Below are 12035 nucleotides of genomic sequence, written 5' to 3' on the forward strand. Positions count from 1 at the left end.
TAAAAAGTTATTAAGATCCATGTTTCTAATTGTACGATGGAATATTCTATCAAATAAAGTTATAATAGTTTAATTATTTGTAGTAATTTTTGCCGTTGTTCCACTTTATTAACAAAGAATAGCTACAGGTTGTGTTAATTATTTTCTTTCGCAGAAGTACAGGTACTAATTCACACCTTTGAATTAAAATCCAAACAATCCGCCGCCACTTTTCGTGCGGGTTTTTTTGCCTGTTAACATACCGAAAATTCCGCGAACAATTTCTTTTCCAATTTGACGTGTAATTGTGGCACCCATAACCTGTTCTACTAAACTTTTCTCACCAGGTTTCGGTTTGTTCTCTAACTCTGCTTGTTTTTGTGCTTCAGCTTCCTGCTTCTTTTGCTCCACAGCAGCGGTTTGATCATTGATTCTTTTGGTTAAAATATCATAGGCACTTTCAGGATCAACTTGATCTTTATATTTAGTATACATCTGGCTTCCGCTAACAGCATTTTCAAAATCTGTTGCGGTTAACGGTCCCATGATGGATCTTGGCGGTGTAAGCAGGGTTGCCGAAACTTCTGTGGGTATGCCTTTCTCATTTAACACCGTAACAAGCGCCTGGCCTGTGCCTAATGATGTAAGCACTTTATCGATTTCATAAAAATCGGACTTTGGATAAGTATTGACCGTTTTCTTCAAGGCGTCTGCATCGTTTGGCGTGAATGCTCTTAATGCGTGTTGAACGCGGTTTCCAAGTTGACCTAAAACACTTTCAGGTACATCTGTTGGCGCTTGTGTACAGAAGAAAACTCCTACACCTTTTGAACGGATTAACCTGATGATGGTTTCGATTTGCTCTAAAAAAGCTTTAGATGAATTTTTGAAAAGCAGGTGGGCTTCGTCAAAAAAGAACACCAATTTTGGTTTATCCAAATCGCCAACTTCGGGTAGGGTGGTGAAAAGTTCGGCAAGCAGGCTTAATAAAAATGTAGAATACAAAATGGGCTGGTTTTGCACATCAGCAATATTCAGCAGACTGATAACGCCTTTACCATCTACCCGTTCAAACAAATCTTCGGCATCGAAAGATTTTTCGCCAAACATACCTGCCAAACCTTGTTGTTCGATTGCGACAATTTTTCTTAAAATGGTTCCTGATGTGGAGGTCGAAATACTGCCGTAACTTTCTTTAATTTCTTTCGCACCTGCACCCTCAGATAAATACGAAACTAATTTCTTTAAATCGTTGAGATCGATTATTGGCATTTTGTTATCATCTGCATATTTGAAGATAACAGCCATAACACCAGATTGGGTGTCGTTTAAATCCAGTACTTTGGAAAGCAGTGTCGGGCCAAACTCTAAGACCGTTGCGCGCATCTGTGCCCCAAGTTTTCCGGAAAGCGAATAAATTTCAACAGGGAAACCAGTAGGATTGAAGATTTTTTTTAACTGTGCAGCTCTTTCCTCTATTTTTGGGTTAATACTTCCTGGTTGATTCAGTCCTGATAAATCGCCTTTTACGTCGAGCATGAAAACCGGTACGCCCGCGTCAGACAGTTGTTCTGCAAGTAGTTGAAGCGTTCGTGTCTTTCCTGTACCAGTTGCACCAGCGATTAAGCCGTGCCTATTCATCATTTTTAAAGAGAGATTTACCTCGGCATCAGCATATACCTGCCCGTCTAAAATGCCCGCTCCCAGATATATGTAGGAGCCTGTGGGGGCATAAGATGCTTTTATTTTTTCAATAAACTTTAAGGATGAATCACTCATTTTTTCGATTTTAAGGTTCAATTTAATAAACTAATATTAAAAAAGGGATTTTTTTGTCATGACCTTCGACAACATTAATCCAAATCAATGTATTTGCCTATAATAGTTCATTTCATTGTTAAGCGCATCAACTTTCTTTTGCAAAATTTCTAGTTGGTTAAGCAGGAGCGAGACAGCGTGTAAGCCTGCCAGATTAATATCCAGGTCTTTATAAAGCCTTATGTGACGCTCTAATCCAGCCAGGTCATCAGAGTTAATAAACTTGGTTTTTTTTATCAACTTTGTTTTAATTAAACCGTATTCTTCTAAAGATTTAATAAAGTTAATTTCTACTTTATAATGTCCGCAAAAATCATCAACTGAAATGAAATTAGTTTCCATATTGATTAGAGTTTGGAGAGTTGTTCAAATAAGTCTTTTTGTTTAGCGTTTAATTTGATTGGTAATTTAATTTGCCATTTAACGTAAAGGTCGCCAAATTGGTTTTCTTTTTTATAAACCGGGAAACCCTTGCCTTTCAGTCTTAAGATCGTATCTGGCTGAGTTCCTGCCGGGATGTTAAGTTTTACTTTTCCATTTAAGGTTTCGATAATTTTTTCACCTCCCAATATCGCCGTATATAAATCTACTTCTTCTTGTATGTGTATGTCGTTGCCTTTTCTTTTGAATTTGGGGTGTTCAGATATATTAAATGAAATGTATAAATCTCCTGCCGGACCGTTATTTGGACCAGGTGCACCATAACCGGATAATTTTATTTTTTGTCCGTTTTCTACACCAGCTGGAATTGTAATCCGAACTTGTTTACCATTTACCGTAAGGGTTTGCTTATGAGTTGTGTAGGCGTCAAGCAAATTTAAATTCAATTCAGAGCTGTAATCCTGTCCTTTAAATGGTGAACGACTACTGCTGCGCGCACCACCGCCGCCAAACATGGAGGAGAAGAAATCGGAAAAATCATCACCACCAAAACCCGAGAACCCACCACCACTATTTCTGCTTCTGCCTTGTGATTGTCGCTGTTGTTGCTGTGCATTAAATTGATCGGCATGTTGCCAGTCGTTGCCATAGCGATCGTATTTCTTACGTTTTTCGGGGTCGCTTAAAACTTCATTAGCCTCATTTATCTGCTGGAATTTTTTGTTAGCCTCCTCATTATTAGGATTCAAATCAGGATGGTATTTTCTGGCCAGCTTGCGATAGGCTTTTTTAATATCATCTGTTGATGCATCTTTTTTAATTTCAAGAACTTTATAGTAATCTATGTATTCCATAAGGCTAAAACAAATTAGTAATTTGAATGTTCGGGTTTTATTTTTTGAAGATGCAAAATTAGCTATTAACCTCGAACAACGCTAATGTAAACAAAAATGCCCCGGTAAACGGGGCATTTTCAGAGACAGAGAAGAGATTTTATTTTTTGTTTTTCACATATTTTTCTAACCATTGGTCTTGCTCCCAAAGGGCATGCAAAATATTTTCTTTGCCACGATAGCCATGTGCTTCATATGGTAAAAATACAAAACGAACGGTACCGCCTGAACCTTTGATGGCTGCGAATAAACGCTCGCTATTTATTGGGAAGGTACCGGTGTTATCATCGGAATCGCCGTGGATTAATAATAGAGGCGTTTTAATCTTATCGGCGTAGCTAAATGGACTCATTTCATAGTATAACTGAGGTGCCTGCCAATATGTACGGTCTTCATTTTGGAACCCAAAAGGTGTAAGTGTGCGGTTGTATGCGCCACTTCGTGCAATACCTGCGGCGAATAATTTAGTGTGTGCTAAGAGGTTAGCCGTCATAAATGCGCCATAACTATGTCCACCAACGGCCATTCTTTTTCTATCGCCAACACCTAAATCTGCCAATTTGTTAATTGCTGCTTCAGCGTTTAAGCTTAACTGATCTACAAAAGTATCGTTTGGCTTCTTACCATCTTTAGCCACAATTGGCATTTCTGCATTATCTAAAACTGCATATCCACGAGTTACCCAGTAAATTGGCGAACCCCAGGCAATTGCTGTAAATTTATCTTTTGAACCACGAATTTGAGCTGCATCTGTAGCAGAATTAAACTCACGCGGATAGGCCCATATTATTGTTGGCAAGGGACCGTCTTTTTCCTTATTATAACCTTTCGGTAGATACAAATCGCCGGTTAGATCAACGCCATCAGCACGTTTGTAAGAAATTTTTTCTTTTGCAACACCGTTTAATGAAGGATAGGGGTTTGCGAAATCCGTCACCTGTCTATCTGCAACGCGAAGCACAAGGTTTTTGATGTAATAGTTAGGAACCAATTTCTGACTTTCCTTTCTTGTAAACAGGATAAGTTTATCAGGGTCAATAACATCACTTACATATTCAAATGTGCCTTCTGCACTGCGCCAGATAATTTCATTCTTTTTAGTAGCCAAATCGAATTTAGCAAGAAAAGGTAAATCTCCTTTTTCTGATGAACCAACCGTGTTGTTCATCAATAGTTTCGTACCATTATCTATTGTGTGAATCACAGGACGGCCATATTTGTTTTTAGTCGTAACCGGTGTACCTGGATTTCCGTAGGCATCCGTTTGGTTACGTGTGTATAACTCTTCTATTTTGCCGGTGGTAGGATTGTAAATACTTATTTTGTTGGTTTGTTTGCTTCTAAGGCCTTCCATCACCAAAGCTAAAGTTGCATTACCCCATTGCACACCACGGTAACGTGTTTGTGTTTTGAATAATTCTTTTTCAGTACCGGTAAATGGTGCGCTCAGTGAATAAACTGCGTCGTGAAAAGGCACATTCTTCTTGATTAAGCCACTATCTAAAGGTTTAGACCAGGTGATTGTTGCAGGTTCATCATCTCTCCAATCGAAACCACGAGGAACATTTTGGGTGTTATCATAACCTGATGGCGTACCTTCAGAAGACGGCAATTCAGCCAAAATTTTAACTGGTTTTCCTGCTAAATCGGTAACCGCAACGGTTGATGGAAATCCATTCGCAGTAACTAAATAGGAAAATGGTTTGCGAAGGGTTTCGATCAACATATAAGTTTTATCAGGAGAAAGGCTTACCGATGAATAAATGGCAGGCTTACCAATCGGTATTTCAATTCCTCCTGTATTTTTCACTAATTGTGATGTTCCATAAAACTCAAAAAGCTGTTCATCAAACGGCGATTTTATCAAATCCTGATAAGTTGGACTAGGTGCCGCCTTACCCAGGTTTTGCTGAACCGTTGGCCCTTTTGGCATTAACGGTTTTACCGGGGCAGCACTGGCAGGTTTTGTAACGGCTCTATATATAATTGTATTGTCGTTTAACCAGGTTAAACCGCTGCCTAAAACAACATTCAAAAACGCCTTATTCGTTTTAGTTGCTTTTTTTGTTGCGATATCAAGTATATATAAATCTACACCTTTTTGGGTGGTGTTTGTAAACGCAATTTTAGTTTGAGCTGGATTCCAGCTGATGTTGCTGGCATACAAAGGCGATGGTAAACCGGTTACCTGGAAAGTTTTATCAGCTTTAATGCTCTTTAGACTAAAATTATTGATATACGTAATTCGGCTCGGCGAATAATTGTTTGGGTTTAACCTTATACCTGCAATGCGATATTCGGGCATGGCCAGCTCTTCTACTGATGGATAGGAATTTCTTTCACTAAATAAAATCCATTCTGCTTTATCATCCAGACTGACACCTGGAGTTGGTTTTGCCAGTAATAAATCAGCAATTTCTTTTGGAGGTGCTTGATAGCTTACGGCATCCTGCGCGGCGGCATTTATGGAAACGCAAGTGGCAGCTATTAAAAAATAGAGGTGTAGTTTTTGAAACATAATCCGGTTGGTTTATTTGATATTCAAATATTGCAAAATAAACCGCTAAAAATACCGCGTAACTTGTAATTTACACGCTAGAAATTATTAGAAACCAGGGTAGTGTTCTTTTTGCAAATCACTCCGGCTTTAGCATGTGGTCTTTCCACTCATAAAATTGGGCTCCGGGCTATCTGTTCAATTAAGCTTATTGAACTAAATAAGTGTTTATCTGCAAAATGACATGCGCTTTAGGGATGTCTGCTTTTAATATCGTCTATTGAATTGATTATCATCTGTTTTAGGATTTCCTTATTAATATCTTCGAGTGTTTTGATATAAACGCAGGCTTTTCCGGTTTTATGCTTGCCTAAACTGTACAGAAGTTGTGCTTTATTTTTCAGCTCCGATGAAAAATAGAGTGCAAAAGAGTCTTTCCTTGGCGAAAAGCCGGTGAGTGGCGCATTGCTTTCGCGTCCACTTTCGTACTTATAATGATAACTGCCGAAGCCGATTATCGCAGTTCCCCACATTTTAGCTTTGAAATAGGATGCTTCCTCAAATAGCTTCAATAACTCGAAACCATCTTTGCGTTTAATTTCGTCTGCTACCGTATTTAAAAATGCAGCAACACTATTATCGTTTTCGGTTGTTTTATTATATGCCATAACTAATTCTCAAAAACATCCCATTTATCAACATACAATATTAAACCACTGTTTTGCTCAGGGTCTGCGTTTGAAATCGTTAGTTTTCCGTTTTCATCCCGGGAAATTTTAATCACCGCATTTGTTGCGTCTCCGTTCTCGTGTTTAATATAGCCTTTATACAAAGCAGAACCTTTAGTTAAATCGGCATTCAAATTGCAATCAAAAGAATCAATAATAATATCGAATTTCGATTTTGTTTGATTCGGTAATTCTAAATTTACATTTATTAAGTTAATTGGATTAACTGTAATGTCAGCATTCAGCTTAAATTCTTTGCCATTTTCTTTGCCTGCTTTAATATAGTATTTTAGCACTTTTTCACAGGTTTCAGCAGGTTTAAATTTATAAGGATCAACTTTTGCTGAAACGGAAATAAATAAAACAGCTATTAAAGCAAAAGCATATTTAGTTTTAGTGATAGAACTTATGTACATCTTTTTTTAGGTTTAATTTTCAATAATAAAACACGAAAATACTAAGATGTTTTTATTTGATACTTAAAGAATGATAATTCGTTGATTAGCAATAATTCCTGTATAAATTAGAATATAAAAAAGGTCTAAGAAAACTAATCTTAGACCCTGTTCTGTAAAAACGTTGCCACGTCGATAAGCTGCTAGCAATGAAGATGATGCAGGTTTATTTGAATTCTCTAAAATCCTGTCCGTCTTTTATGTTTAATAAACTTTCATAAATCAAGCTGATCACATTATCCACGTCTTCTTTATGAACCATTTCCACAGTTGTATGCATATAACGCAATGGTAAAGAAATCAAAGCAGATGGAACACCGCCATTTGAGTAAGCAAAAGCATCCGTATCTGTTCCGGTAGAACGTGATGATGCCTGGCGTTGGAATGGAATTTCATTTTTCTCAGCAGTTTTAATTAATAACTTATTCAGGTTGGTTTGAACAGCTGGTGCATAAGAAACTACCGGACCTTTACCTGCTGCTAAATCGCCCTGAGTATTTTTGTTAATCATTGGCGTAGTGGTATCATGTGTTACATCAGTAACAATGGCTACGTTTGGTTTAATGCGTTGGGCAATCATTTCTGCACCACGTAAACCAATTTCTTCCTGCACAGAATTAACAATGTATAAGCCAAAAGGCAGTTTTTTCTTGTTCTCTTTTAATAAACGGGCAACCTCGGCAATCATGAAACCACCAACGCGATTATCTAGAGCACGACCAACATAATAACGGTCGTTTAAAACCATAAACTCATCTTCATAAGTAATTACACAACCCACGTGGATGCCCAATTTTTCTACTTCTTCTTTTGAAGTGCAACCACAATCTAAAAAGATATTTTTAAGCTCTGGAGCCTGTTCTTTTTCGCCATGGCGCGTGTGAATTGCCGGCCAGCCAAATACAGCTTTGACCAAACCTTTTTCGGTATGGATGTTAACGCGTTTTGATGGTGCAATCTGATGGTCGGATCCGCCATTCCGAATCACGTAAATTAAACCATCATTGGTGATGTAATTGACATACCACGAAATTTCATCGGCGTGTGCTTCAATAACCACTTTATAAGCCGCTTTTGGATTGATGACGCCAACTGCTGTTCCATAATTATCAACGAAATGTTCGTCGATATAAGGTTTAAGGTAATTTAACCAGAGTTTTTGGCCTTCCCATTCATAGCCAGTTGGTGCAGGGTTGTTTATATATTCTTCAAGAAATTGTAACGATTTTTTGGTTACAACTGCAACATGTTTTTTCTTGTCGTCTTCTTTTTTCTTCGCCATATTTATTTTTCTTTTTACCACAAAGGCACAAATATTCGGCTTAATGCCCTCGGTTTTACAGCCATTTTCAAAGCAATTAAAAACCTTTATTACTGTTCTTCGTGTCTTGGTGGTAATCTAATATTTAAGTTTTTTTTCCATTATCACGAAATCGTAGCCATCTTTATAAAAGGTGTCTTCCGTTTCGCGGAAGCCAAATTTAAAATAAAATTCTTTTGCATTAACACGGGCATTGCACCAAAGCTCGGTAGCTTTCTGAATTTTACAAAAATCTAAGATATATTGGATCAATTTAGTTCCGTAGCCCAATTTTTGTGCTCCCGGCAAAACGGCAAGTTTTCTAAATTGATACACATCACCTTGTGAAAATAGTGAAACTACACCAGTTAACTTGTGGTCTGCATATAAGCCGAAATGCACACCTTCAAAATCGTCTTTCAGCTTAACCGAATCGAAAGGCATATCGGGATACATAGCTTCGTGCCTAATCCGCCATGTTAGAGAAGGAAAAATTTGCTCTATTTGAATCAGTGCTTCCATTTAGAATTTCTTGTTTCCGTAGAACTTGTAAATTAAGCTATTCAAAACGATAATTCCTGTCATACCATAGCAAAATAAATTCCAGCCGCCTTTATCCCAAAGATATAGTCCAAGCGCCGAACCACAGCTTGCACCAATAAAACTTACCGACATAAATATGGTGTTTAATCTATTCCTGGCTTCAGGAATTAAGGTGTAAATTCGGGTTTGGTTGGTTACATGAATGGCTTGCTGACCTATATCAATCAAAACAATCCCGATTATAAAAAGGTACAGATGGCTTCCTGTAAAATAAAATAATCCAACGCTAACAATTTGCAAGATGAAGCCAATCATTAAGTTTTTCCGTGGGTTATTGCCATCACTCAGCTTCCCAACCAAGGGCGCAGCCAATGCGCCGGCAGCACCCGCAATACCAAATAAACCAATTTGAAGGGTTTGATAACTGAATGGTGGATTTGCCAGAAACAAAACCATGGTTGTCCAGAAAGCGCTGATAATTGCGAAAGCTAAAAAGTTAATAACGGATGTTTCGCGTAACACGGCTTGGGTTTTAATATAGCTAAACATCGAAGTCATCAATTCTTTGTAACTACCTTTAAAACCAGGATAACTTTGCGGAAAACGTTTCGCCATTAGTACGATAAGCAAGGCACAAATTCCGGCGGCAATGTAGTACATGGCTCGCCAGCCCAGCCAGAAACCAATGCTCCCACTTACAGCCCTTGATGCCAGGATGCCTACCAACAAACCGCTCATAATCATTCCGATGTTTGCACCGCGATTTTCATCAGAACTTAAATTGGCCGCCAAGGGTAAGATAAGCTGAGGTACAATTGAACAGGCGCCAATTAATATCGAAGCAATTTCGAGCAGAAAAAATGTTCTTGAAAGCGCTGCGGCTAAAAGTGCTAAAATGGCCAAACCTGTTATCACTAAAATTTGCTTTTTACGCTCGAACATATCGCCCAGCGGAACCAAAAGAAATAAGCCTAAGGCGTAACCTATTTGAGTGAGATAAGTAATTCGACCAGCGTAACTTTCCGTCAGCTTAAAATCCTCGGCAACCAAAATAACCAGTGGCTGGCAATAGTAAATATTTGCTACAATTAAGCCTGTGCAAAAGGCCATTAAAATGATATCGGCTCGTTTTAACATTTAATGAGTTGAAAGTGAAGTTGAGCTACTAATCCTTATTCTTTGCTCCTTTATCTTTAATCTTAATCACAAAGGTATATTTCCATGTTTCTTAGGCGGATTGTTCACCACTTTATTTTCTAACATTTTGAAAGCTTTTATCAACTTTATCCGCGTTTGTGAGGGCTCAATAACCTCATCAACAAAGCCGCGTTCTGCAGCACGATAGGGATTCGCGAATATATCAGAGTATAATTTTTCTTTTTCCAGCCATTTTTCCTGTGGATTTTCTGCTGATGTAATTTCTTTTTTAAAAATAATTTCCGCGGCGCCTTTTGCACCCATTACGGCAATTTCAGCACTTGGCCAGGCATAATTCATGTCAGCGCCAATATGCTTGCTGTTCATTACATCATAAGCGCCGCCATACGCTTTTCTGGTAATTACCGTAATTCTCGGCACCGTGGCTTCGCTAAAAGCATACAATAATTTTGCCCCATTCGTGATAATGCCGTTCCACTCCTGGTCGGTGCCTGGCAGAAAACCTGGAACATCTTCAAAAACCAATAGTGGAATGTTAAAGCAATCGCAAAAGCGAACGAAGCGAGCCGCTTTGGTTGAAGAATTGCTATCTAATACACCAGCTAAATAGGCGGGTTGATTGGCAACAACTCCAATACTCCTTCCGGCCAAACGGGCAAAGCCTACAACAATATTTTCGGCATAGTCTTTATGCACTTCCAGAAAACTTTCCTCATCTGCTACCACCGAGATTATTTCCCGAATATCGTAAGGCTGAGATGCATTCTCAGGCATAAAATTATTAAGCTGTGGACGGCTTTCATCTCCAGGTTCATAAGGCAAATGCACGGTAATTTCTTCGCAATTTTGCGGCATGTAAGTTAAAAGCTTTTTAAGATGAGTTATCGCTTCGATTTCGTTTGCACAGGCAAAATGTGTAACCCCTGATTTTGTCGCATGCGTATTTGCACCGCCTAGTTCTTCAGAAGTCACTTCTTCATGCGTTACTGTTTTAACCACGTTTGGACCGGTTACGAACATGTAAGAAGTATTTTCTACCATCAGAATGAAATCTGTAATGGCAGGTGAGTATACTGCGCCACCAGCACAAGGCCCCATAATCGCAGATAGCTGCGGAATTACTCCTGAAGCCTGAACGTTTTTATAAAAGATATCGGCATAGCCACCTAAAGAGACAACACCTTCCTGAATACGTGCGCCGCCGCTATCATTTAAACCAATCAATGGCGCACCATTTTTCATTGCCATATCCATGAGTTTGCAAATCTTCTCTGCATGAGTTTCCGAAAGTGAGCCTCCGAATACAGTAAAATCCTGCGAAAAAACATAGGTAAGGCGGCCATTGATAGTTCCATATCCTGTAACTACACCATCGCCGGGGTATTGTTCGCGTTCCATGCCAAAATCCGTGCTGCGATGGGTAACCAACATGCCAATTTCTTCAAAACTACCATCGTCTATTAAAAAATGGATGCGTTCCCTGGCCGTTAACTTGCCTTTTTTATGCTGACCATCAATTCTGGCCTGTCCACCGCCAAGGTTGGCCTGTTCTATTTTATCCCGAAGCTGTGCTATTTTCTTATCCATGTTAGGAGTATGAGTTTTTAAAATTAAAAATTACAATCGGGAATACCATGTTTGCTTATCGTTATTTACACTGGAAAAGAATTGTTATTAATTATGGGCCGTTAAATATTGGAATTGTTGTAGATGAATGCTGAAAATAAATATTGGTTTTTCGAATAGAATGTTTGGTATCAATAGGTTTAACTGTAAAATGGAGAACCAATTTCTTATAATTACATTTTTTTTACAGCTTAAAGTATTGAAAAACCAATTATCCGTTTAAATTTGTGATTACATTAGAATAGAATTAGAATCCGTTAAATGTTTTTGAGAAAACACAAGTATAAAATTGTTGCAGCCTTCATACTCATCTTCAGTGCGAAGATGGTAATTTCTGGCGCACCTGTTTTTTGTACCTGTATTGACAAGGAAATCATGAATGCCGTAATCATGCAGATTGAGTTAGAGCATGATGGCGGAAAGGATGCCGCCAAAGACACATCCAAGTTCACCGATTTTAAACTTGTCGAATTAAATCATCCTATCTTTTCTTACGAATTCTCCTCAAATCATTTTGTTCTCAAAAGCAGTTTTGTAGAACATTTCCGACGATATGTAGACCCATATCATCCTGCGGTACCGACGCCGCCACCCAACTTTATCTAGTTTTTGAGTGTAACAGTAATTTTTGAAATTTATTGGTAACAGAGGTGCGCT

At 38.5% G+C, this 12035-nt stretch carries 11 protein-coding genes; 1 reads left to right on the top strand and 10 read right to left on the bottom strand.

Annotation, left to right across the window (positions count from 1 at the left end; all coding sequences use genetic code 11):
• Positions 1-183: 183 nt before the first annotated feature.
• The 10 genes from ASF92_RS04290 to ASF92_RS04335 form a co-directional block, all read right to left on the bottom strand.
• Positions 184-1758 carry a helicase HerA-like domain-containing protein gene (locus tag ASF92_RS04290; RefSeq protein ID WP_056088253.1) on the bottom strand — a complete coding sequence of 525 codons (1575 nt, stop codon included), beginning with the start codon at positions 1756-1758 and terminating at the stop codon, positions 184-186.
• An 84-nt stretch (positions 1759-1842) separates the two neighbouring features.
• Positions 1843-2139 (bottom strand): chaperone modulator CbpM, encoded by a 297-nt coding sequence (locus ASF92_RS04295; protein WP_056088257.1) that lies wholly within the window; start codon positions 2137-2139, stop codon positions 1843-1845.
• Positions 2140-2144: 5 nt separating this feature from the next.
• The gene (locus ASF92_RS04300; protein ID WP_056088260.1) at positions 2145-3032 is read right to left on the bottom strand and encodes a DnaJ C-terminal domain-containing protein; all 888 of its coding nucleotides are present in this window, start codon (positions 3030-3032) and stop codon (positions 2145-2147) included.
• 139 nt (positions 3033-3171) lie between these two features.
• Positions 3172-5589 carry a S9 family peptidase gene (locus tag ASF92_RS04305; protein WP_056088262.1) on the bottom strand — a complete coding sequence of 806 codons (2418 nt, stop codon included), beginning with the start codon at positions 5587-5589 and terminating at the stop codon, positions 3172-3174.
• A gap of 230 nt (positions 5590-5819) precedes the next feature.
• Complete coding sequence (locus tag ASF92_RS04310; RefSeq protein ID WP_056088265.1) at positions 5820-6236, bottom strand: DUF1801 domain-containing protein; 417 nt, start codon at positions 6234-6236, stop codon at positions 5820-5822.
• 2 nt (positions 6237-6238) lie between these two features.
• Positions 6239-6712 (bottom strand): hypothetical protein, encoded by a 474-nt coding sequence (locus tag ASF92_RS04315; RefSeq protein WP_056088268.1) that lies wholly within the window; start codon positions 6710-6712, stop codon positions 6239-6241.
• 205 nt (positions 6713-6917) lie between these two features.
• On the bottom strand, positions 6918-8033 hold the full coding sequence (locus ASF92_RS04320) for a M42 family metallopeptidase (protein WP_056088270.1): 1116 nt from the start codon (positions 8031-8033) through the stop codon (positions 6918-6920).
• A gap of 117 nt (positions 8034-8150) precedes the next feature.
• Positions 8151-8573 (bottom strand): GNAT family N-acetyltransferase, encoded by a 423-nt coding sequence (locus ASF92_RS04325; protein WP_056088273.1) that lies wholly within the window; start codon positions 8571-8573, stop codon positions 8151-8153.
• The gene (locus ASF92_RS04330; RefSeq protein ID WP_056088276.1) at positions 8574-9731 is read right to left on the bottom strand and encodes an MFS transporter; all 1158 of its coding nucleotides are present in this window, start codon (positions 9729-9731) and stop codon (positions 8574-8576) included. It abuts the gene before it with no gap.
• A gap of 66 nt (positions 9732-9797) precedes the next feature.
• A complete protein-coding gene (locus tag ASF92_RS04335; protein WP_056088279.1) occupies positions 9798-11339 on the bottom strand; it encodes an acyl-CoA carboxylase subunit beta in 1542 nt (513 codons plus the stop codon).
• A 300-nt stretch (positions 11340-11639) separates the two neighbouring features.
• Between ASF92_RS04335 and ASF92_RS04340 the strand changes: the two genes are divergently transcribed.
• Complete coding sequence (locus tag ASF92_RS04340; RefSeq protein ID WP_056088282.1) at positions 11640-11984, top strand: hypothetical protein; 345 nt, start codon at positions 11640-11642, stop codon at positions 11982-11984.
• Positions 11985-12035 lie beyond the last annotated feature (51 nt).

The organism is Pedobacter sp. Leaf176 (assembly GCF_001424305.1).
GTDB lineage: Bacteria > Bacteroidota > Bacteroidia > Sphingobacteriales > Sphingobacteriaceae > Pedobacter.